20 protein-coding genes are annotated in these 23,059 nt (G+C 63.4%); 19 read left to right on the top strand and 1 reads right to left on the bottom strand.

Annotated features, from left to right (window positions below; translation table 11 throughout):
* Positions 1-29: 29 nt before the first annotated feature.
* From IE158_RS02555 to IE158_RS02530, 6 genes are all read left to right on the top strand, one after another.
* Positions 30-437 carry an endonuclease domain-containing protein gene (locus IE158_RS02555; protein ID WP_268248056.1) on the top strand — a complete coding sequence of 136 codons (408 nt, stop codon included), beginning with the start codon at positions 30-32 and terminating at the stop codon, positions 435-437.
* A gap of 100 nt (positions 438-537) precedes the next feature.
* Complete coding sequence (gene thrC, locus IE158_RS02550; protein ID WP_189642115.1) at positions 538-1,965, top strand: threonine synthase; 1,428 nt, start codon at positions 538-540, stop codon at positions 1,963-1,965.
* Between the two features lie 199 nt (positions 1,966-2,164).
* Entirely contained in the window at positions 2,165-3,049 is an 885-nt protein-coding gene (gene dapB, locus IE158_RS02545) for a 4-hydroxy-tetrahydrodipicolinate reductase (RefSeq protein WP_189642114.1), read from the top strand.
* 212 nt (positions 3,050-3,261) lie between these two features.
* Positions 3,262-4,191: a 4-hydroxy-tetrahydrodipicolinate synthase gene (dapA, locus tag IE158_RS02540; RefSeq protein WP_189642113.1), complete on the top strand. Its 930-nt coding sequence runs from the start codon at positions 3,262-3,264 to the stop codon at positions 4,189-4,191.
* 107 nt (positions 4,192-4,298) lie between these two features.
* Positions 4,299-5,564 (top strand): LL-diaminopimelate aminotransferase, encoded by a 1,266-nt coding sequence (locus IE158_RS02535; protein ID WP_189642112.1) that lies wholly within the window; start codon positions 4,299-4,301, stop codon positions 5,562-5,564.
* Between the two features lie 89 nt (positions 5,565-5,653).
* The gene (locus tag IE158_RS02530; protein WP_189642111.1) at positions 5,654-6,895 is read left to right on the top strand and encodes a diaminopimelate decarboxylase; all 1,242 of its coding nucleotides are present in this window, start codon (positions 5,654-5,656) and stop codon (positions 6,893-6,895) included.
* Positions 6,896-6,912: 17 nt separating this feature from the next.
* Here IE158_RS02530 and IE158_RS02525 read toward each other — a convergent pair whose 3' ends face one another.
* Entirely contained in the window at positions 6,913-8,244 is a 1,332-nt protein-coding gene (locus tag IE158_RS02525) for a GGDEF domain-containing protein (RefSeq protein WP_189642110.1), read from the bottom strand.
* A 185-nt stretch (positions 8,245-8,429) separates the two neighbouring features.
* Between IE158_RS02525 and IE158_RS02520 the strand changes: the two genes are divergently transcribed.
* The 13 genes from IE158_RS02520 to sufD all read left to right on the top strand — a co-directional run bounded on the left by IE158_RS02520 (position 8,430) and on the right by sufD (position 22,889).
* Complete coding sequence (locus IE158_RS02520) at positions 8,430-9,593, top strand: class I SAM-dependent methyltransferase (protein ID WP_189642109.1); 1,164 nt, start codon at positions 8,430-8,432, stop codon at positions 9,591-9,593.
* Positions 9,594-9,787: 194 nt separating this feature from the next.
* Positions 9,788-11,224 (top strand): RNA polymerase sigma factor RpoD, encoded by a 1,437-nt coding sequence (gene rpoD / locus IE158_RS02515; protein WP_189642108.1) that lies wholly within the window; start codon positions 9,788-9,790, stop codon positions 11,222-11,224.
* 88 nt (positions 11,225-11,312) lie between these two features.
* Positions 11,313-11,771, top strand: a complete 459-nt coding sequence (locus tag IE158_RS02510; protein WP_189642107.1) for a PaaI family thioesterase — start codon at positions 11,313-11,315, stop codon at positions 11,769-11,771.
* Between the two features lie 124 nt (positions 11,772-11,895).
* Positions 11,896-13,335 (top strand): DUF4129 domain-containing protein, encoded by a 1,440-nt coding sequence (locus tag IE158_RS02505; protein ID WP_189642106.1) that lies wholly within the window; start codon positions 11,896-11,898, stop codon positions 13,333-13,335.
* Positions 13,332-14,204, top strand: a complete 873-nt coding sequence (locus IE158_RS02500; RefSeq protein WP_189642105.1) for a hypothetical protein — start codon at positions 13,332-13,334, stop codon at positions 14,202-14,204. Before IE158_RS02505 ends, IE158_RS02500 begins: the two co-directional genes overlap by 4 nt.
* The gene (locus IE158_RS02495; protein WP_189642104.1) at positions 14,173-14,484 is read left to right on the top strand and encodes a DUF4129 domain-containing protein; all 312 of its coding nucleotides are present in this window, start codon (positions 14,173-14,175) and stop codon (positions 14,482-14,484) included. The genes IE158_RS02500 and IE158_RS02495 overlap by 32 nt, the downstream gene beginning before the upstream one ends.
* A 374-nt stretch (positions 14,485-14,858) precedes the next feature.
* The gene (locus IE158_RS02490) at positions 14,859-16,082 is read left to right on the top strand and encodes a DUF4129 domain-containing protein (RefSeq protein ID WP_189642103.1); all 1,224 of its coding nucleotides are present in this window, start codon (positions 14,859-14,861) and stop codon (positions 16,080-16,082) included.
* Positions 16,079-17,095 (top strand): AAA family ATPase, encoded by a 1,017-nt coding sequence (locus IE158_RS02485; protein WP_373295816.1) that lies wholly within the window; start codon positions 16,079-16,081, stop codon positions 17,093-17,095. The genes IE158_RS02490 and IE158_RS02485 overlap by 4 nt, the downstream gene beginning before the upstream one ends.
* Positions 17,096-17,099: 4 nt before the next feature.
* Complete coding sequence (locus IE158_RS02480) at positions 17,100-18,239, top strand: DUF58 domain-containing protein (RefSeq protein WP_189642102.1); 1,140 nt, start codon at positions 17,100-17,102, stop codon at positions 18,237-18,239.
* A gap of 190 nt (positions 18,240-18,429) precedes the next feature.
* Positions 18,430-19,185 (top strand): Fe-S cluster assembly ATPase SufC, encoded by a 756-nt coding sequence (gene sufC / locus IE158_RS02475; protein WP_189642101.1) that lies wholly within the window; start codon positions 18,430-18,432, stop codon positions 19,183-19,185.
* Positions 19,186-19,296: 111 nt separating this feature from the next.
* Complete coding sequence (sufB, locus tag IE158_RS02470; protein ID WP_189642100.1) at positions 19,297-20,703, top strand: Fe-S cluster assembly protein SufB; 1,407 nt, start codon at positions 19,297-19,299, stop codon at positions 20,701-20,703.
* Positions 20,704-21,084: 381 nt separating this feature from the next.
* Positions 21,085-21,540, top strand: a complete 456-nt coding sequence (locus IE158_RS02465; protein ID WP_189642099.1) for a P-loop NTPase family protein — start codon at positions 21,085-21,087, stop codon at positions 21,538-21,540.
* Complete coding sequence (sufD, locus tag IE158_RS02460; RefSeq protein ID WP_189642098.1) at positions 21,537-22,889, top strand: Fe-S cluster assembly protein SufD; 1,353 nt, start codon at positions 21,537-21,539, stop codon at positions 22,887-22,889. Before IE158_RS02465 ends, sufD begins: the two co-directional genes overlap by 4 nt.
* Positions 22,890-23,059 lie beyond the last annotated feature (170 nt).

The following is a 23,059-nucleotide window of genomic DNA, read 5'->3' as shown; positions in this document are numbered from 1 at the left end:
AGAGGAGACAGGCAAGGTGAAGCTGCACGGTGAGGCGTGAATATAGTCAGCACCTGATAGGCCGTGCCCGTGAGATGCGGGCTAACCCTACGCCCGCTGAACATCGGCTGTGGTCGGGGTATCTGCGCCGTCACGCGATAAAGTTCAGGCGGCAAGTGCCCCTGTGTGGCTACATTCTGGACTTCTATGCTCACGTGGCCCGGTTAGCCATTGAGCTGGATGGTCCGACGCACGACACCCCTGAGGCCCAGGCTTATGATGCCGAACGAACGCGAGTGCTGGAAGCCGCAGGTCTTCGGGTTCTGCGTTTTCAGAACCGCGAGGTGATGGAGAACTTTGCGGGAGTCTGTGCGGTGATTGATAAGCGGCTGACCTCTGCAACCCCTCCGACCCCTGCGGGGCCACCTCCCCTGTCATGGGAGGAAAGGAGTGAGTAACTTCTTCCTTGCTGCTCCCCTTCTACGGGAGCTGTCAGCGCAGCTGACTGAGGGGTTCCTGATTGAGAGATGACCAAGCTAGAACGCTACAATCCTCTCCATGCAGTACGTCTCCACGCGCGGTCACCAACGCTTAGGCACTTTCACGGACGTGCTGCTCTCCGGCCTCGCGCCCGACGGTGGCCTGGCGATGCCGGAGCAGATTCCCACCTTCAGCGCTGCTGAGCTGGAGCGGCTGCGGGGGCTGCCCTACACCGAGCTGGCCTATGAGGTGATGCGGCCTTTTATCTCCGATATTCCAGAAGATGACCTGCGCGGGCTGCTGCGCCAGACTTACCGCGCCGAGGTGTTCGGCAGCGAGGAGATTACGCCGCTCACCGCTCTGGGCGATTCGGGACTGTACCTGCTGGAGCTGTCGGGCGGCCCTTCGCTGGCCTTCAAGGACATGGCGATGCAGTTTCTGGGCCACGCTTTCGAGTATGTGTTGGAGCGGGATGACCGCCGGGTTAACATCCTGGGCGCGACTTCGGGTGACACCGGCAGCGCCGCCGAGTACGCCATGCTGGGCAAGGAGCGGGTGAATGTCTTTATGCTGTCGCCGCATGGCCGCATGAGCCGCTTTCAGCAGGCGCAGATGTACTCGCTGAACGAACCCAACATCTTCAATATTGCCATTGAAGGCGTGTTCGACGACTGCCAGGACCTGGTCAAGGCGGTCAATGCCGACGCCGAGTTCAAGGCGCGGTATGACATCGGAGCCGTGAACTCCATCAACTGGGGCCGGGTGTTGGCGCAGGCGGTGTATTACTTTAGGGCCTACTTCGCCCTGGGGCTGCCTGCCGGGGCCGAGGCGGATTTTTGCGTGCCCAGCGGCAACTTCGGCAACGTGTTTGCGGGTTACCTCGCTAAGGCGATGGGCCTGCCGATTGGGCAACTGATGGTGGCGAGCAACGAGAATAGTGTGCTGCACGAGTTCTTCAGTGGTGGCGTGTATCACGTCTGGCCTGCCGAGCGGGTGGCGCAGACCAGCAGCCCCAGCATGGACATCGGCAAGGCGTCCAACTTCGAGCGCTTCCTGTATCTGGTGGCAGGAGGGGACGCCGTGCAGACCGCCGGCTGGTGGGCCGAGGTGGGTGCGGGCCGCCCAGTGGACCTGAGAGGCACAGTGCATTGGGACGCGGTGGCGGCCAGTGGCCTGCGCGCGGGCCGCAGCACGCACGCTGACCGCCTGGCGACCATCCGCCGTGTGGACACGGAGTTTGGCCGCCTGATTGACCCTCACACTGCCGACGGGGTGCTGGTTGGCAAGCGGTTTCAGCGCCCTGGTGTGCCGATGGTGTGCCTGGAAACGGCCCTCCCAGCCAAGTTTGGCGAGACGGTGGAGGAAGCGGTGGGCCGGCTGCCGGAGCGCCCGGCGCAGTTTGAGGGCATCGAGGACCGCCCCCGCCGCTGCGAGGTGCTGCCCAATGACGTAGACGCACTCAAGGGCTTTATCGCGGGGCAGTTGGACATTAAGCGTAGGGGCTGAGACTGCCCGAGAGATCCTGCCCAGCCGTTGCAGTGGTCAGCATCTGAAACGGTGACGAACGTATACGTATCTGGACGTACCGAAAAAATTCATTGCCTGAGCCTTGTCTCCAGATGCTGGACGAGGCTAGACAGTTCCGCCCGACCCGCCTATACTGCGCCAACTTGGCTGCATAGCTATGCAGCTTGCCAGGAAACTGATGACCCAGCCCCAGTCTGCCACCAGAGAACCGGCCCAGCGCTCCTTGCGCCTGGGGCTGGTGGGTTATGGGCGAATGGGCCGCGCTGTTCATACCGCCGCCGAGGGGCGGGGGCACCGCGTGACTGTCATTGTGGACCCGCACGCGCCGGGTGCGACGGCTCCGGCACTGACGCCTGATTTGGCCGGGCAGGTGGACGCTGTTATTGATTTCTCGGCACCGGCCACCGCGCAGGACCACCTTCTCTGGTATGGGCGCAGTGGAATTCCGGCTGTGGTCGGGACCACTGGCTGGTACGAGCATTTGCCCACCATCCAGGCAGAGCTGGCCGGGCAACCTGCCGCCATCATCTGGTCGGGCAACTTTTCTATCGGGGTGCGGCTGTTTACCCGGTTGGTCGCGCAGGCCGCCGCCCTGTTTGCGCCTTTTGCCGACTACGACGCCCTGCTGCACGAGTTCCACCACGCGGGCAAGGCCGACAGCCCCAGCGGCACTGCCCTGGAACTGGCCCAGGCTGTGCAGGGTGAATGGCAGCGCCAGCCTGAACTGCATACCGGACGCCTGGACCGCCAGCGCCGCCCCGAAGAACTGCACCTGTCCAGCACGCGGGGTGGGTCTATCCCCGGCACCCACACCGTCATCTTTGACAGTCCTGCCGACACCGTCGAGCTGACCCACCGCGCCCGCAGCCGCGAAGGCTTTGCGGCTGGTGCGGTACAGGCCGCCGAGTGGATTGCGGCTGGACGTCAGGGCTTTTTTACCCTGGACGAGCTGCTTGACGATGTGTTTGCGGCTCAGCCTGGTTCGGGCCAGGCTGTGTCGGCACAGGCCGGACCACAGCCCAAACACAAACCTTCTCCGGATACCGCTGCGCGAAAACGCTAGAGGCTATCCGGAGAATCTCTGATGTCCCTTTGAGAGAGGGGCCACCCGGCCTAAGCGCCGAACAGACATTCTTTCTCGGGCGGTGCGCTGACCCTGGATAGTCTCCTTCCCCAACTTCCGGCTTCTGACCTTTGCGCCAGAGCCGGGGCCTGCGGCCCCTTGTTCGCCCGCTACCACTTGTCCCATGACTTGTCCCAAAGGAGAAAGAAACCATGACCGACCCTCTGCATCCCCTTGACCTCAGCGGCGTGTACACCGCGCTGATTACGCCGTTTACCCGTGACGGCTGGGTCGATGAAGCTGCCCTGGCCGACCTGATTGAGTACCAGATTGAGTCGGGTGTCAGCGGCCTGGTGCCCTGCGGCACCACCGGCGAAAGCCCCACCCTGACCCACGCAGAGCACGACCACGTGGTGGATTTCACCGTGCGGCAGGCTGCCGGACGCGTGCCGGTGATTGCTGGCACCGGCTCCAACTCCACCGCCGAGGCGGTCCAGCTCAGCCAGCACGCCGAAATGAGTGGTGTGGACGGCGTGCTGCTGATCAACCCCTACTACAACAAGCCCACCCAAAAGGGCCTGTACGAGCATTTCCGCGCCGTGGCGGAGGCGGTCAACATCCCGGTGATTCTGTACAACATCGCCAGCCGCACCGCCGTGAACATCGAAACGCCCACGCTGGTGCGGCTGGCCCAGGATTGTCCCAACATCGTCGGGGTCAAGGAAGCCAGCGGCAGCTTGACGCAGATGGCCGACGTGATAGGGCAGCGCTTGCCCGGCTTTCAGGTGGTCAGCGGCGACGACAATATGGTGCTGGGCCTGATTGAAGCGGGCGGGCACGGCGTAATTTCGGTGGCGAGCAATCTGATTCCCGCGCAGATGGCCGAACTGGTACGCCTGGCCCGCGCCGGGCAGATGGAAGAAGCCCGCGCCCTGCAAGCCACGCTGGAGGCCTTTTTCCGGGCCTGCTTCGTAGAAACCAATCCCATCCCCATCAAGACGGCGCTGGCCGAGTACGGCTGGTGCGAAGAAACCTTCCGCCTGCCCATGACCACCCTTGAAGACGAGGCGCACAGGCGCGAGATCCTGGCGGCGCTGTCCGGGCTGGACGTGCGCAGAGGCGGGAAAGGTCTAAGCGTCTAAATGTCTAAGCGTCCCAAGGTCTGAGGGAGGCCTGCGTGCAGATGTCTCCGCTTCCCTCACTTGCTTCCCCCGTCCCTTCTGTTCCTGTCCTCTCAAGGAGTATTCACATGGCAAAACTTAACCCCAACTACCGCAAGCTTTCCGCTGGCTACCTGTTTCCCGAAATCGCCCGCCGGGTGCGCGAGTACAGCGCCGAGCATCCCGACCAGACCATCTACCGCCTTGGCATCGGCAACACCACCGAGCCGCTGACGCCGACCATCTTGCAGGGCCTGCATGACCGGGTGACGGCGCTGGGCGAGCGGGGCACCTATACCGGCTACGGTGACGAGCAGGGCGAGGCAGAGCTGCGTGACGCCCTGGTCGCCTACTACGCGCAGCGCGGTGTGACGCTGGACCCCGGCGAGATGTTTGTGAGCGACGGAGCCAAAGCCGACGCCGCCAACATCCAGAACCTGTTCGCGCAGGGCAGCGTGATGGCGATTCAGAACCCCGCCTACCCGGTGTATGTGGACAGCAACGTGGTGGCGGGCCGCACCGGCGAGTACGACGCCGCAGCTGGGGCTTACGCGGGCCTGCGGCTGCTGGAAGGCAGCCCGGACAACGGCTGGTTCGCCGCGCCTCCCGGACCTGAGCAGGACGAACAACTGGATGTGGTCTACCTGTGCAGCCCCAACAACCCCACCGGAGCGGTGGCGACCCGTGAGCAGTTGCAGGCGTGGGTGGACTATGCCCGCCAGCACCGGGCCGTCATCATCTTTGACGCTGCTTATGCCGAGTTCATCGCGGACCCGGAGCTGCCCCGCTCCATCTATGAAATCGAGGGGGCCAGAGAATGCGCCATTGAGCTGACCTCATTCAGCAAGTTCTCCGGCTTTACGGGGGTGCGCCTGGGCTGGGCGGTGGTGCCTTATGCCCTGCGGACCGAAGACAGCGAGCAAGGCGAACTGAACCGCATGTGGAACCGCCGTCAGAGCACCTTTTTCAACGGTGCCAGCAACATCGCGCAGTCGGGCGGCGTGGCAGCCCTGAGCGAAGCCGGGCAGCGTGAAAGCCGCGCCCTGGTCGCCTACTACATGGAAAACGCCCGCATCATCCGCTCGGCACTGCGTGAGCTGGGGCTGGACGTGACCGGCGGTGACAACGCGCCCTACCTGTGGGTGAGGACGCCCACCGGCCCGGACGGTCAGCCCCTGGGCAGCTGGGACTTCTTTGACCAGTTGCTGCGTGAGGCGCAGGTGGTTGTCACCCCCGGCGCGGGCTTTGGCTCGGCGGGGGAGGGCTACGTGCGCTTTTCGGCCTTCGGGCACCGCGAAAACATTGAGGCAGCGGTGCAGAGCATCCGGGGGAAGCTGCGACTGCCTGAACGCTAAAAGCTGAACGCTGAAGGCAGAAAAGCTTGCCATCTGCCTTCTTCCATCCCCATCACCTCTCAACCATCAACCATCAACGAGGAACTTCCATGACCAAGACCCTTCCCACCACCGAACAGCGTCTCACCGAACTGGCCCACGAACTGCCTACGCCCTTTCATCTGTACGACGAGCGCGGCATCCGCGAGAATGCCCGCGCCTTCGTGCAGGCGTTTGCCTGGGCACCGGGTTTCCGCAACTACTACGCGGTCAAGGCGGCTCCCACGCCCGCGCTGCTGCGGATTCTGGCCGAAGAAGGCTGCGGGGCCGACTGCTCCTCGCTTCCCGAGCTGGAACTGGCGCAGCGCGTGGGCATCACCGGCGAGAGCATCATGTTCACCTCCAACGACACCCCGCCCGAGGAATTCCGCCGGGCCTACGAACTGGGCGCAGTGATCAACCTGGACGACATCACGCACATTCAGGCGCTGGAAGACGCGGTAGGTGGGCTGCCCGAGCTGCTGTCGTTTCGCTACAACCCCGGCCCGGAGCGTACCGGCAACGCGATTATCGGCAACCCGGTAGAGGCCAAGTACGGCGTGACCAGCGACCAACTGCTGGACTGCTACCGCGCCGCTCAGGCGGGGGGCGTGCGGCGCTTTGCCCTGCACACCATGGTCGCCAGCAATGAGCTGGACCCGGCCTTTATCATCGAGACGGCGCGGATGCTGTTCACGCTGGCCGTGCGCCTCAAGGATGAGCTGGGCATCGAACTGGAATTCGTGAACCTGGGCGGCGGCATCGGTATTCCTTACCGCCCAGAGCAGCAGGCCATGAGCTACCAGGAAGTATCGGACAGCATCCGGGCGCTGTACGACAGCATCATCAAGCCCGCAGGGCTAGACGGCCTGCGCCTGAGCTTCGAGTGTGGCCGGGTGATGACCGGGCCTTACGGTGTGCTGGTGTCGCGGGTGCGCCATGTGACGCGCAAGTACAAGGACTACGTGGGCCTCGACGCCTGCATGGCCAACTTGATGCGCCCGGCCATGTACGGCAGCTATCACCACATCACCGTGCTGAACAAAGGCGAGGGTGCGCCCACGCAGATGGTCGATGTGACCGGCTCGCTGTGCGAGAACAACGACAAATTTGCCATTGACCGCGACCTGCCAGTTATGCAGAGCGGTGACGTGGTGGTGATTCATGACGCGGGAGCGCACGGGCATAGCATGGGCTTTAACTACAACGGCAAGCTGCGCAGCGCCGAGTATCTGCTGCGTGAGGACGGCGGCGTAGAGATGATTCGCCGCGCCGAAACCTTGGATGACCTGTTCGCCACGCTCAGTTTCTGAAGGCTGGCCGCCCGCGCTTAGCGCCCCCGGCCACTTCTGGCTTTGGCGCTGTACATATCGTGGTCGGCCAGGCCCAGCAGGGTTTCGTAGGCCTGCTTGCTGCGGCCTAGTGCGTAGCCAACTGAGGTGCCTACGCTGAGCTGCTGTCCTTGGTGCAGCAGGGGAGTACGGATATTCACGGCGATGAAGCGGGCCAGAGCTTCGGCTTCGGCCCCACGCTCTACGCCGGGCACCACGATTACGAACTCGTCGCCGCCCCAGCGAAAAATGCGCCCTGGAGCGGCGACGGCCCGCTTGAGCTGCTGTGCGGCGTGGCGCAGCATCCGGTCACCGACCGCGTGGCCGTGGGTATCGTTGATCTCTTTAAACCCGTTGAGGTCAAGCGAGAAAATGGCGTAAGGTTCGTTCGCCTCCATGCCGTTTTCAAAAAAGTGCGTAAAAGCGGCGCGGTTGGGGAGCCCGGTCAGCACGTCATGGTAGGCCAGATGTTCAAGTTCGCGGCGGCTGGCTTCCAGCTGGGCCTGCATCTGCCGGTTGGCCTGCGCGATTTTGATCTGGCGCAGCGTGAACAGTCCAAAGATGAGGACGGTGCCCACCGTGAGGCCCAGTTGCCGCTGGGGCCCATTCAGTGCGCCGACCAGCAGCAGGATGCAGCAGACCAGCACGGCGATGTATGGAAGGCGCCACAGCAGCTGTTTGAGCGCGGGCGACTTCAGGGCAGCGGGGCGCAGGGTCAGCCCCGTGTGCCCCACCTGCTCCATGCCCAAAGCCAGCAGAGCGATTCCCCAGACCCACAGCAGCGAAAGCCACCTCTCATCGGCGCTGCCCTGCATGACCACGGTGTACAGGTCGGCTGCGCCAAAACAGAGCAGGCCAGCTGTGATGACCCTCAGCACCTGATTGTGAATGCCGCGCAGCAGCAGCAGCACACTGAGCGAGATGATGAGAATCTGCGCTGTGGCGTAAGTGAGCAGCAGCATGGTGAGCGCTGGCTGGTCACTGATACCGGCCATGATTCGGTCTAGCCCCAGCACCCACACGCCCATTGCGGCAATGACGGCGGTCATCAGGGTGTCAAAGAGGGCCAGTTGCCCGGGCCAGCGTCCGTTTTCGCGCAGCCAGTCCACCACCTGCACCAAGGCCATGCCGACCAGCAGAAAGAAGGTGGTGTCGAGTGCCAGTCGGGCGGGCGAGTGGTGGTGAATCAGCTCGGTGATGCCAAAGCCGATATTCAATAGCGTTCCCAGAGCCTGAACACTGACGGCCGCGGCCAACCAGGCAGTCACTGTGGTGCGGCGCTGCCACCAGACCTGCACAGAGAGCAGCCAGGCAAAGGTGATGGCAGCCATCCAGACCCAGGACAGCGCCGCTTCTGCTTGACCCAGTGGAGCAGGAAGTCCCAGAGTCAGCGCTGTATAGAGCGCGGTGGCAAGCAGAAGCAGAGCAGGTAGAGGTGCCGGTATTTGGTTGGGTGAAGTCTTCATCTTGAGGAAGGGCCGCAGAGCGTATTAACTGTGGCAACTACACTGGCAGTATGACGCCTGTTTCCGCCGCCCGCCATGAGACTGATCCTGACCGCTACTTTCGAATTCTTCCGGCGCAGCTGCCACCCAATCTGCGAGAGTACGGTGTGCCGCCGACCAAGCCTGGCGTGCGTGGTTATCCCGGCGTGGACGACGCCCAACTGCTGCTGTTCCAGACCATGCTCAAGCGCAAGGCGCGTGGCCCGGTGCTGGATCTGAGTGCGATGGGCGGGCTCTTGGCTTCGCTACCGGGGGCGGAGCTGCGGCCCGTCGAAGGCTCAGCGGCGGCAATTGCGGCGCTGCGGGCCGATGGATTGGAGCCGCTGGTGGCTGCTCCGGGCGATGATCTGAGCGCGCACTTTGCCGAGCCGGCCCGTACGGTGGCCTGTGTGCTGGCCGGGGACCGGGGCACCGCTTATGCCCAGGCGCAGATCAGCTGGGCGCACGCCCACACGCCCCCTGGCGGCAAGCTGTATCTGGCGGGCGACAAGGCCAAAGGGTTTGACCGTTATGTGCGCGCCGCTTCCAAGGCGTATGGCACAGGCGAAACCATCGCCCGCGACGGCGGGATGCGGGTGGCCGTCCTCACCCGCCGCCCTGGCCCCACGCCCGCTCTGCCTGCCGCCGAAGGCTACGAGGACCACGGCGTGAAAGTGGTGGGCCTGCCAGGAGTGTTTAGTGCCGCCAAAGTGGACAAAGCCACCGATATCCTGCTGGATACGCTGGCTGGGCAACCGCAGCAGGAGTGGGCAGGCAAGTCCGTGCTGGACCTGGGCTGCGGCACCGGCCTGATCGGCGCTTGGGCAGCTCAGCGCGGCGCAGCAGTCACGCTGGCCGACGGCGACCTGCAAAGTGTACGCAGCGCCCGGCTCACCCTGGAGGCCAACGGCCTGGGCGGGGAGGCCGTCCATTCTGACGTAGACGCTGATCTGGGCGAGCGCCGCTTTGACGTGATCCTGACCAACCCGCCATTTCATGTGGGGCGCGGCGTGGTGCTGGATGTGGCCCGCGAGTTCATCGCCGCTGCCCGCCGCCGCCTGAATCCTGGCGGGCAGCTGATTCTGGTCGCTAATGATTTCCTGCCCTACGAAGCGGAGATGGCGGCCCACCTCGGCCCAGCCGAGCTGCTGACGCATGAGCGAGGCTTCAAGGTTCTGTCAGCACGTCGCCCTTGAAAGTCAGGGCGGAGCGTGCTCTTTGCGGTGCTAAAATACACTGTTAAGCTGCTCCGCTGTGTCTATTGGCCATCCGCGCCCTTTCCACGCCTCTAAGGCTGTGTTTTTCTCCTCAGCGCCGGGCAGTTCGTTGACTTTCTTTCCCGCCTTTCGTGGCTTTCCCGCCTTTCCTGGCCCATTTTCCTGGAGGACCCATGGCTGAAACCAAGACTGCCAAGACCAAAAAAGCTGCTCCCGCCAAGGCTGCCGCAGCCGAGAAACCTGCCCGCAAAGTTACCTCCCGTAAGGCCGCTGAAGCTGGCGCTGAACAGCCCGCTGCCAAGGCGACCAAATCTGCGGCCAAGGCCAAGAAGCCGGCCAAGCCAGCAGCCGACGCTGCGGCAGATGCGGACAAGCCAGCCCGCAAGGCCGACGGCTCAGACCGCGCTTACTACGCGCACCCAGCCATTCAGGAGCTGCTCAAGGGGGCCAAAGCCAGCGGCGTGGTGACCAGTGAGGAAGCGGCGGCGGCCCTCGCTACGGCGCTGGAAGCCGCAGGCATGGACCCCGATTCCAGCGACGAATTTGATGATCTTCAGCTATACCTGGCCTCCAAGAGCATTGAGGTGCAGGACGACGAAGACCCCGACGAAGACGAGACGGACACCGACAAGGACGACGAGGAAGAGGGCGAGGAGGAAGAGCGCTACTACGACGACATGCCCCGCGCCGTCTCCAACGATCCGGTGCGCCAGTATCTGCATGAGATTGGCCGGGTGCCGCTGCTGACCCTGGAAGAAGAGATTGCGCTGGCCCGCCGCATTGAAGACGGCGAGTTCGCGCGTGTGGAGCTGGAAGAAAAGGGCGAGGAGCTCGATGACCGGGGCCGCCGCGCTCTCCAGCGCCGCATGGAAGACGGGGCCGCCGCCCGCCAGGGCCTGATTGAAGCCAACCTGCGTTTGGTGGTGTCTATCGCCAAGAAATATACGGGGCGCGGCCTGAACTTTCTGGACCTGATTCAGGAAGGCAACCAGGGCCTGATCCGTGCGGTGGAGAAGTTCGAGTACCGCCGCCGCTACAAGTTCTCCACTTATGCGACGTGGTGGATTCGCCAGGCGATCAACCGTGCCATTGCCGACCAGGCCCGCACCATCCGTATTCCGGTCCACATGGTCGAAACCATCAACAAGCTGACCCGCACCGCGCGGCAGTTGCAGCAGGAGCTGAGCCGCGAGGCACTGCCTGAAGAAATTGCCGAAGCGATGGGACCCGGCTGGGATGCCAACAAGGTCGAAGAAGTCCAGAAGGTGAGCCAGGAGCCGGTCAGCCTGGAAACCCCGATTGGCGACGAAAAGGATTCGTTCTATGGTGACTTTATTCCTGACGACAACCTCGACAGCCCGGTGGACAACGCCGCCAAGACGCTGCTGAGCGAAGAACTGGAAAAAGCGCTGGGCAAACTGACCGAGCGTGAGGCGATGGTGCTGAAGTTCCGCAAGGGCCTGGTGGACGGGCGTGAGCATACCCTGGAAGAGGTGGGACAGCGCTTCAACGTGACCCGCGAGCGCATTCGCCAGATCGAGAATAAGGCGCTGCGCAAGCTCAAGTACCACGAGAGCCGCACCCGCAAGCTGCGCGACTTCCTGGAATAAGGGGTGCGCGTGCCTGAGCCCTGTGGGGACAGCACGCCAGCGGGGCCTCACCTGCGGGTGGGGTCCTACATTTTTGGCATAGTGCGGTATGACCCTTCCCGCTGACTCCCAGCAGCTGCTGACCTTTGCCAACAGCATCATCGCGCAGCAGAGCTTTTCGACCCTGATTGGGGCCCGCTTCACCGAGATAGGTGAACAGGGGGCCACCCTGGAAGTGCCGCTACGCGAAGACCTACGCCAGCACCACGGCTTTGCCCACGGCGGGCTGCTAGGGACCATGGCGGATATCACGCTGACCTTTGTGGGCGCTCTGCATCTGGGGCCACAGGTGCTGACGAGTGAATTCAAGATCAACTTTATTCGCCCGGCGGTGGGGGACAAGTTGGTGGCCCGGGGTGAGCTGATCGGTGGTACAGCGCGGCAGGCGGTGACCCGCTGCGGCATCTATGCGGTGCGCCCCGGCGAAGATGGGCAGCCTACCGAAAAGCTGGTTGCGGCGGCCCAGGGCACTATTGTCTTGCCTGACACCGCGCCGCGCACCGGCTGAGGCGGACGCTGGACGTGCGGGAAGGGTGAGCACTGACGGTCGGCAGGTGGGCCAGCGCAGCGGCCCCATCCGGGCCATAAAACTCTGAGCCGTAAAAATATACAGCCGCATTTATACTTGCAGCATGACCCAAGCTCAGCCCGCAGCCTGGCGTACGGCAGCCTTTGCGGCGCTGCCTCTGGTCCTGGCTGGCCTGTTGCCTGCGCTGCCGCTGTTGGGCCTGGTGGCCGTATTTGCCCTGACGGCCCGTGAAGACCTGCGGCTGTACCGCACCCAGCTCAGCCTGGGCGTGCTGGCTACGAACCTGCTGGTCACGCTGTGGCTGGCGGTGCAGGGCGGGGATCAGCGTTATATGGTGGCGGCTTTTTTCCTGATTGTGGCCCAGATGGCTCTGGCGTTTCTGGTGGTTCAGGCCGCCGAGCGGGCCGAGGAAGCGTGGGGTCATGCCTGGCTGTGGTTGTTGCCCGCTTTCGCGCTGGCCCCGCACCCGCTGGGGCTGGTCAGCCTGGGGGCAGCGGCGTTGCTGCGCCGCAGTGATGATGACCGCGCCCTGCCAGACCGCTGGCAAGCTGCAGGCCAGCGGCGGGCTTGGCCGTGGCTGGCTGGAGCCGCTGCGCTGGCGGTCTTGGCCGGGGTGCTGCTGCCCCGCGCCTCACTGTGGGAACAGGCGGCAGCCTACATGGGCGTGACCGAGCAGGTCACTGTGGTGAACGACTCCCCGCTGCTCAGCCGTCCAGATCTAGGTGAGGTAGGGGAGCGTGGTGGAGGGGAGACGCCCACCTTTTCACCGGAGGCACCGGAGGTCAATCAGACACTGAGCCGCGCCGCCGCCGTCTCCCTTGAGGTGCTGGGGGTGGCTGTCATGCTGGCCTGCATGGTGTACGCCGTGGTCATGCTCCGCGCCCAGCTGCGGCGTCCTGGCCTGCCTCCCCGCTGGCCGCAGGTCTGGCCCTTGCTTGCGCTGCTGGCCCTTCCGCTCACTCTGCTGGCGGTGGCCGTGGCCGCACAATTCCGGGCGCTGGACATCACCGTGGTGGATGGAGCGCGCACCCCTGCTCCGCCTCCACCAGACACCTTGCTGGAAGGCGCAGTGCAGCAAGTGGTGGCCCTGCTGGCCGCGACGCCGCTGGGCAACCTCAATCTGTACCATGCGCTGTTTTTACTGCTGGTCGCCCTTTTGCTGTTTACGCTGCTCGCCTGGGGCTGGCACCTGCTGACGTCCCGTCCGCAACCCACCTTCTCTGACGAAGTAGTCCAGGGGGCAGAACCGGTGCGCGCCGCTGGCCCAAGTTCCGCACCGCTGCACCGCGTCCGGCAGGCCTACGCCCAGGTAGAACGGCATCTGTCCGCCGCCGGTCAGTACCGCCGCGCTTCCGAAACCCCCGCCGAGTACCTGCGCCGGGTGGCTGGCGAGTGGCCGGAGGTGGCGGGGCCGCTGGCGACCCTGGGGACCACTTATGGTGCTGTGCGCTACGGGAGCGGGGTGAGCGAGAGACAGGCTGACCAAGCAGAGCAGAGTGCCGCCGCAGTGCTAGGGATGCAGTGGCCGGAGGTGAGGCGGTGAACTGGCGGGTGCTGGCTTACGCAGCGCTGCCGCTGGTGCTGTGGCGCATTCTGCCGGTCTGGGCTGTGCTGGCGCTGTGCTTGCTCTTTGGTGTGACAGCATGGCGGACTGGATTGGCTCCTATGCGTTTTGTTCTGGGCCTGCTACTGATCTTGGCTGTTCATTCGTCAGCGTTCTTGGAGGGGCTGTCTGGGGGCTGGCTAGCGGACCTCATCCCTCTCTTCGCGCTGATGGGTCTGGCGTGCCTGGCCCTTTGGTTGGTGGGCCGTGCGGCAGACGACGCCGAAGAAAAGGACAGCCGCTCGTGGCTTTTTCTCTTGCCACTTGCCTTGCTGGCTCCGCATCCTTTGGCCCTGGTCAGTTTGAGCAGCGCTCTCCTCCTGCGGCAAGGGCCAGATCTTCCTTTGCTCAGTGTTCAGACCGCAGCAACGGGAGAAAGGTCAGGTTGGCTGTCATGGGGTCCAGCGTTGGCGGTGGTATTTTTGCTCAGCTTCGCGCTGCCCTCGCAGTCTCTGTGGCAGGTGGCTGATCAGGCTCTATGGGTTCAGGCCGGTCTAGACCAGGGCGGCAAGCGAATTTACCGTCAGAATGTCTGCCGCCAGTTTTATAAGGATGGCACCTGGGCCATGTATGTAGGCAACGGCGACGGGCACTGGAAAGAGGTCAATCCTGCCAGCTGTACCGGTAGGAAGCCGGAGTCGCAGAGCACCCCAAAAGAAGAAGCCAAGTCCTTGCTGGGTACGGGCCACAGGCGCAGTCTGGCGGTGGTCGGGCTGCTGCTGTTGGCCTATCTGCTGGCTGCGTGGCCGCCTCCGTCACCGCCAGGCTGTGCCTCCTATGCAGAGCAGGCCAGCAGAGGGTGGGCTTGATTCGGCGCAGTTTTCCGCGCCCTCGCCGCTGCACCGCGTCCGCGCTGCTTACACCCGCACCGAAGCGCACCTGAGTGCCGCTGGCCTGCCGCGCAGAGACTCCGAAACCCCCGCCGAGTACCTCAGCCGCGTCGCTTCCCGGTGGCCGGAGATGGCCGGGCCGTTGGCAGCGTTGAGTGCAGCCTATGACCCGGTGCGGTATGGAGACGGGATAAATAACGCGCAAGCTGAGCGCAGCGCTGATGAGGTTTTGGATGTGGACAGGCCAAGCGTAAGCTAGTAGAAAACTGCACAAAAAATCTGCCCTACTTTGAAGGCAGATTCTGGTTTACACCCCTCCTGCTTAGCCCCAGCAAGGGTCATAAATACTGCAATAGCATGGTGTACGGTCGCATGGATCATACTCCCCATCAGGTGATGCTGTAGTCGCTAGAGCACTTGAGCAGAACAGAATTCCCGCAATGATGCCGATAAGCTTCTTCTTCATAATTTTCACCTCGCATCAATTGTAGGCTCGTGTATAATTATAAGTCAAGGCGATTTTTCACCAAGCATTAATAGACTGGATACTTGCCCCCTTACTGTACGGAGCTAGGATTCCGAGCTAGATACCATATACTGGGGCATATATAGGATTTTTCGAAAGGAGGCTAGATGCATTTTGATGCGAGATGGGGCACTTTAGCTTACGCTGCTTTACCCCTGATTCTCTGGCCCCTGCTGCCCGCCTGGGCGGTAGCGCTGCTGGCCGCTCTGTATGCTCTGGCCGCACGCTGGCCCCGGCTTCAGCCCTGGCGACTGGCGCTGGGCACGTTGTTGCTGACGGCGCTTTATCTTCCGGCCATCAGTGGCGTGCTGGCGGCGGGCGGCTGGTTGATTGACCTTGTGCCGCTCTTTAGCCTGCTGGTGCTGAGCGGGCTGGCCCTATGGCTGGTGGAGCGTGCTGCCGAGCAGGCGGAAGAAAGGGACAGCCGCGCTTGGATGTTCCTGCTTCCCCTGGCCTTGCTCTCGCCGCATCCGCTGGCGCTGGTCAGCTTGGGCGCAGCGCTGCTGCTGCGGCGTGGGGCGGATGATGTGGCCCTGCAAGGCCGAGGGCAGCCCTGGGGGCACAGGGCAGGCGGGCGGCAGCTGGCTTTAGCAGCGCTGATTGTCGTCGGCATTCTCCTGCTGAGTTTCGCGTTGCCGTCTCATTCGCTCCTGGGCCAAGTTCAGACCGCGCTTTGGCAGGCCAGCACCACTGAAAATCCGTCCTTGCCGGGCATCGGTGGGTGCGAACAGGCCAACTGGACCTTTGTCAATGGACAGTGGGTCAGTGACAACGGCTGCCAGCTCGGTGGGGGCGGCGCTCTTCAACAGGAAGACGGGCTCAAGACGGCCTCGCCACTGGTCGCGGCCCTGGGCGGCCCCACTGGGCGCTGGCTGGCCCTGCTAGGCGCAGCGCTGGCGGCGGGGCTGTGGTGGCGGTCTGCGCCGCGCCGTCCGCGCCGGGTTCAATCTGCTGCTGCGCTGGACTCCGAGCCGGATTTGGCAGACGCTGGCCTGTTCACTGCTCCCCAACCCCTGCACCGTGTCCGCGCCGCCTATGCCCACACCGAGGCCCATCTCGCGGTGGCTGGCCTGGTGCGGCAGGAAGCGGAAACCCCCGCCGAATACCTGCGCCGCGCTGCTGCTATCTGGCCCGCGCAGGCTTCAGCGCTGGCTACCTTGGCGGCTGCTTACGCCCCGGTGCGCTACGGTGGCGGCATCACCGAAGCCCAGTCCGATGCTGCCGAGCGGAGTGCTGCGCTCATCCTGGCTGGCAGCCTGCCTGCCGCTCCCGTATTCTCAGACCATTCCACAGCTGACCGCCCACGCTCAGAAAGGCAAGGCCTCACATGACCCAACCCGGCACGACCGCTTCCGACCCGCACTCTTCTGCTGCCAGCGCTGTGATGGAGCGCGTGCAGCAGAACGTGGCCCGCGTGCTGGTCGGCAAAGAAGATGTGACCCGCCTCGCCCTGGCCGGGATTCTGGCCGGGGGGCACATCCTGCTGGAAGATGCCCCTGGCACCGGCAAGACCATGCTGGCCCGCGCCCTGGCGGCCAGCCTGGGCCTGGACTTTGCCCGCGTGCAGTTCACGCCCGATTTGCTGCCCAGCGACGTGACCGGGGTCAGCATCTACCGCGAGGGGCAGTTTCAGTTCGTGCCTGGCCCGATTTTTACCGGGATTCTGCTGGCTGACGAAATCAACCGCGCCACTCCCAAGACGCAGTCCGCGCTGCTCGAAGCGATGGGGGAGGGGCAAGTGACCGAATCCGGCGTGACCCATGCGCTGCAGCAGCCCTTCGTGGTCATTGCCACCCAGAACCCCGTCGAGCACGAGGGCACCTACGCCCTGCCCGAAGCCCAGCTGGACCGTTTCCTGCTCAAGCTGTCGGTGGGCTACCCGGACCTGGAGCAGGAGGTGCAGATGCTGGGGCGGCTGCAATCGGCGCACCCGATAGACACGCTGGGGGCGGTGGCCGGTCCCGCCGACCTGCTGGCCGCGCAGCGGGCGGTACGTGAGATCACAGTCAGCCCCGATTTGCAGCGCTACCTGGCATCTATTGTCTCGGCCACCCGCACCCATTCACGCATCAGCCTGGGCGCAGGACCACGCGCTTCCTTGGGCATTCAGGCGGCGGCGCAGGCGCTGGCGTACCTGGCGGGCCGCGACTTTGTGACTCCGGACGACGTGAAGGCGGCGGCCCGTGGCGTGCTGCCCCACCGCCTGCTGCTGAATATCGAAGCGCGCATGGCCGATGTCAGCGCGGCGTCGCTGGTCGAAGAAATCCTGGGCACGGTGCCGGTGCCCGTTGAGGCTGTGAGCGCTGTGGCCCAGGCGGCCCCCGAACCCACTGCGGCAGGCTGAGCGGGTGAGCGCTGGCCTTATCAGTGCCCTGGTCTGGCTGCTGTTTCTGGCGGCGCTGGCTGGGCTTATCTGGTGGCTGTACCGCGAGCCGCCCCGCGTGCAGCTCAGCCGGGAGCTGCGGCCTTCTGGCCTGGTGGGTCAGCCACAGCCGCTCACTGTGACTGCCGACATTGAGACTCGCCTGCCCACCCGGCTGGTGCTGGAAGACCCGCCGCCCCGCGCTGTGGTGCCGGGCCGTCCGGTGGTGTTTGGCGGGCTGTGGCAGGGCCGCCACACAGAGAGCCTCAGCCTCACCATGCAGCCCAACCGCCGGGGCGTCTATGAGTGGGAAGGCGCGGTACTGCGCTGGGCCGATCCCCTCGGGCTGTTCTGGCGCTCGGTGCCGGTAGAAGTGCCTGCCCGCCTGGAAGCCTATCCGCAGACGCACGGTGTGCTGTTGCCGGAGCTACTGCGTCCGCTGCTTTCTGAAGGACAGCTCACACGCAATTTGGGCCTCAGCGACCCCATCAGTTTGCGGGGAGCGCGGCCTTACGTGCCGGGCGACGCACCGGGGCAGATTCACTGGAAGCTTTCGGCCCGCTCGCTCTCGGCAGGCGGCGCGGGCGGCGTCCCGATGATCCGCGAGCTGGAGCGCACGGCGGCCAGCTCGGTCACCATTTACCTGGATACAGGTGGGAACGCCACTTATCTGGAAAGTGCGGTGCGCCTCGCAGCCAGCCTGGCGGCGCAGGCCTGGGCTGACGGCCTACCCGTGTCGCTGGCGACAGGTCAGGGGCAGACTCCGCCTGGCCGCTCTGCCGAGGCCCAGCGAGCGGTGCTGCGTGCCCTGGCCGAGCTGGGAGGCAGCCAGGACCCGCCCGCGCTGCACCCGCCCCGCCCCGGCACCAACCTGCTGGTGATCACGCAGTTCGCGCCGCCGGAGCTGGTGGCCCAGGCCATGCGGGCGCGGGCCACCGCCAGCCGGGTCGCCATCATCGCGGTGCCCGAAGGCTTTTACCTCGAACCCGGTGAGAAACCGCGCAAGCAGTGGGCCGGTGCGCCTGACACGGTGCGGCAGCTGGAAAAGCAGGCCGGGGTGCTGGCCGAGCGCGGCGTGCTGGTGTTCGTGCTGCGCGGTAACCAATCGGTGCTACGCCTGGGCTAGAGGTTCAGCAGCGAAAACCGCCCTGCACTGCGGAACCCTGAGCCATAGCCCGCCCCACAATCTGCACCCGGTCACTCGGATTTAGAGGACCAAGCTGATACAATGGGCGCTGGACAGATAGGAATGATTCCTAACAAAATGGCAGCCAGCGCATGTCTGGTCTCCATGTCAAGTCTTCAGGAGGCAAGTTATGACCCATCAACTCGAAATCAAGAACCTGCACGCATCCGTCGGTGATCAGCCGATTCTCAAGGGCATCAACCTGACCATCCCGCGCGGCGAACTTCACGCCGTGATGGGCCCCAACGGCAACGGCAAAAGCACCCTTGCCAAAGTGATCGTGGGCGACCCCGAGTACACCGTTACGGAGGGCGAAGTGCTGGTGGACGGCCAGAACATTCTGGAGATGGAGCCCGACGAGCGTGCCCGCCTGGGTGTGTTCCTGGCCTTCCAGTACCCGGTGGAAATCCCCGGCGTGACCATCGCCAACTTCCTGCGCCTCGCCATGCAGGCCCGCAAAGAAGAGGGCGAAGAAGTCACCTTCACCGAGTTCTACGGCAAGCTGCAAAGCGCCCTGAAGACTCTGGAATGGGACGAGAGCATCGTGGAGCGCTACCTCAACGAAGGCATGTCCGGCGGCGAGAAGAAGCGCAACGAAATCCTGCAAATGCTGATGCTGGAACCCAACTACATCATCATGGACGAGACCGACTCGGGCCTGGACGTAGACGCCCTGCGGATTGTCTCGCACGGCGTGAACAGCCTGCGCGGCCCCAATCTGGGCGGCCTGATCATCACCCACTACCAGCGCCTGCTGGACTACATCGTGCCCGACAAGGTCCACATCATCGTGGACGGACGCGTGGTGGAGTCGGGCGGCCCCGAGCTCGCCAAGCGGCTGGATGCCGAGGGCTATGACTGGGTGAAGGAACTGGCCACCGCCTGATGGCGGTGTCGAAGGGTCAAAAGGGCTAAGAGTCTAAGCACTTAACTCGCTGGCCTTTGCCCTTGGACCCTTCGCCTCTTAGACCCTTAGATACTCCGGAGGAGTCAACAAATGACCGTAAACCCTGAAGCAGCAAGCATCAATACCGAATACGAATATGGCTGGAGCAATCCCGAGCGCTACGCCATCAAAGCGCCCAAGGGCCTGAGCCGCGAAGTCGTGGAGATGATCTCCAAGGCCAAGGACGAGCCACAGTGGATGCTGGATTTCCGTCTCAAAGCCCTGGACATCTTTCTGAGCAAGCCGATGCCCGAGTGGGGCGCGGACCTTTCGGGGCTGAACCTCGACGAAATCTACTACTACATCAAGCCCGAAGGCTTCAACGCCCGGTCCTGGGACGACGTGCCCGAGGACGTGAAGCAGACCTTCGAGCGTCTGGGCATTCCCGAGGCCGAGCGCGCCGCGCTGGCCGGTGTGGGCGCACAGTACGAATCCGAGATGGTGTACCACAACCTCAAGGAGGAGTGGGAAAAGCTAGGCGTGGTGTTCCTGAGCATCGAGGACGGTATGCGCGAGTATCCGGAACTGTTCCGCGAATACTTTGCCACTGTGGTTCCCCCCGAAGACAACAAATTTGCCGCCGTGAACTCGGCCGTGTGGTCAGGCGGTTCCTTCGTGTACGTGCCCAAGGGCGTCAAGGTGGACATCCCCCTGCAAACCTACTTCCGCATCAATGCCGAGAACAGCGGCCAGTTTGAGCGTACCCTGATCATCATCGAGGAAGGCGCGCAGGCCCACTACATCGAGGGCTGCACCGCACCTGCCTACAGCTCCGACTCCTTCCACTCCGGCGTGATCGAGATCATCGTCAAAGAAGGCGCGCGCTTCCGCTACTCCACCATCCAGAACTGGAGCCACAACGTCTACAACCTCGTGACGCAGCGCGCTGCCGTGTACGGAAACGGCGTGATGGAGTGGGTGGACGGCAACCTGGGCAGCAAGGTGACCATGAAGTACCCGGCCTGCTACCTGCTGGAAGAAGGCGCACGCGGTGAAGTCCTGAGCATCGCCATGGCGAGCCGGGGCCAGCACCAGGACGCCGGGGCCAAGATTGTTCACTTTGCGCCGCACACCAGCGGCAACATCGTGTCCAAGAGCATTTCTAAGGACGCGGGCCGCAGCAGCTACCGTGGTCTGGTTAAGATTTACGAAGGCGCACGCGGCTCCAAGACCAACGTGGAATGCGACGCCCTGCTGCTGGACGAGGAAGCCCGCACCGATACCTATCCTTACATCGAGATTGAGGAAAGAGACGCCTCTGTGGGCCACGAAGCCACCGTTTCCAAAATCAACGACGAGCAGATTCTGTACCTGCAATCTCGCGGCCTGAGCGAAGACGAAGCGGCGGGCCTGATTGTCCGAGGCTTCATTGAGCCGATTGCCAAGGAACTCCCGCTGGAATACGCGGTGGAACTGAACCGCTTGATTGAGCTGGAAATGGAAGGCAGCGTAGGCTAACCGTCTCAGTGCGGCAGTGTGGCGGTCTCTCACCGGCTGAGAAGCTTGCCACACGGGCCAGGGCGATGGCTGCAGAGCTGATCTAGGAAGAATGACTGACCAGGGTCCATTCAAGATGCTCTTCCTGCTGTGCGTTCGAGTGGCGGGCGTATTCGGAGCAGTTGGAAGCCCCCGAATTCAGTTCCTCCCGACCATTCCAGCCAGCCTGGGCCTCCCTTTGCGGGGGCTGGGAAACAGGTAAAGGAGCAGGTCATCACGATGGGTTACTCATTCAGACTGGTCAATATCCTGGCAAAGCAAAGGGGTATAACACTTTCTCAGGCTGTTGCGCCATATGCACGTTTATGCGCCAGGCTTTACTGCACTGATTTGTGCCTATCTGTGGATAACCGTCTTTACCGTCTGAATCTGGTCACTCCATACCATTCCCATGTCCAGGAACGTCAGATTTCTGTTTCACAAGAGACCGCCCTGAATTTCAGCGAACTTCAAGGCACATTTCACTCCCTATTTGACCCTGAATTCAGCCGTGAAGGTGTAGAGGAAAAGTATGCCCCGGAAGGGACTGTAATCTACGGTCCCTCTGGAAATGGCCCCAAGAAGCTGGACGCCGCCACAGCCTATTTTCTCAATGCCGACTGGTACGACATCCCACTAAGATTTCCACCTCTGCTACGGGAGTGGTTCAGGGAGTACCGATGGATCTTCCGGGCAGAGTACAACTCAGTGCGGTATGGAGAACGGCCCAGAAACAACAACAAAGCCACGACGGTCAATCTCGTCTTGCCAGACGGCGAACAAACGACGATAGACCTGATGGATAAGGAGCAACCATGACCAAATTCACCGAAGCATTACAGCAAGCGGGCGGCCCCGAGTGGCTGCGCAATAAGCGCCAGGAATCTCTGGCTCTATTCACGTCCCTGGAAGTGCCCACCGAGCAGGTGGAAGCGTGGAAATACACCCGCGTGGATGTGGATTTTGACAGCTTGCAGCCTCATCCCAAGCGGGATGCTGTGCAGGATGCATCGCAGCTGCCGCAGAGTGTACAGAAGCGCCTGAACAGCACCGACGCGGGGGCTTTTCTGGTATTTGACGGCCCCGACGTGGTCTACCGCACTGAGCTGCCCGCCGAGCTGACCGCGAAGGGCGTCATCTTCACCGACCTCAAAACGGCAGTCGAGCAGCACGCTGACTTGGTCCAGCAGTACCTCTATTCCGTGGTGCCTGCTGAGGTGCCCGATGACACCACCATTGCGGCCCCTGGCACCACGCCCAGCAAGTCGCCCGACCCCTCCGAAGGCAAGTTTTCGGCGCTGGCGGCGGCCCTGTGGACCAACGGTGCGTTTGTCTACGTGCCGCGTGGCGTGGAAGTGGAGCTGCCTCTGGCCTCGTTCCGTGTGATGAGTGCGGCAGACAGCTACACCGCCACCCGCACCCTGGTGGTGGCCGAGGACAATGCGGGCGTCACCCTGATTGATGAGCAGGACTCCGAGCCGCTCCAGAATGCCTACGCCATCGGCGCGGTGGAACTGGTGGTCAAGTCGGGCGCACGCCTGCGCTATGTGTCCATTCAGAACTGGGGCAAGGGCGTGACCCACATCCAGCGTCAGCGTGCTGATGTGGCCCGCGACGGCAAGCTGAACAGCCTGGTGGTGACAATGGGCGGAACGCTCTCACGCACCGAAATGCAGAGCTACGTGCGCGGCAGCGGTGCCGAGAGCGAAATGCTGGCCCTGTATTTTGCTGACGAGGACCAGCACTTTGACCACTACACCTTGCAGCACCATGCTGCGCCCAACGCCTACTCCGACCTGCTGTACAAAGGCGTGGGAGCGGATCAGAGCGTGGGTGTCTTCAGCGGCATGATCAAGGTGGACCTGGGGGCGCAGAAGACCGATGCCTACCAGAAGCACCGGACCATGATGCTCAGCAGTGAAGCCCGCAACTTCAGCGTGCCTCAGCTGGAAATCAATGCCAACGATGTGCGCTGTAGCCACGGCTCAACCACTGGCCCGGTGGGCGAGCAGGAGCTGTTCTACCTGCGTTCGCGTGGTATCAGCAAGGAAACCGCCGAGAAGATGCTGGTCACGGCCTTCTTGGAAGATGTGCTGGGCCGCGTGCCGCTGAAGAGCGTGACCGACTACATCGAGGGCATCATTGCCGAGAAGGTGGGCGCAGTCTAAGCTTCCGTCCCTTTCTCTGAGCGGTCAGCTTCCTCGGAGGATGGCCGCTTTTTCTATCTCTGCATGCAGCTCTTGGAAGGGAATTCTCCTCAGTCCTGCAGCCTCTAGAGCATTTGACATAATAAGAGGATGAAACGTGTTGGGGCGGCTGGGTATGGGAATGACTTGCG

This window comes from Deinococcus piscis, assembly GCF_014653275.1.
Classification (GTDB): Bacteria; Deinococcota; Deinococci; order Deinococcales; family Deinococcaceae; genus Deinococcus; species Deinococcus piscis.
Note: the sequence above shows the minus strand (reverse complement) of the source record. Positions and strands in the feature narration are given on the sequence as shown.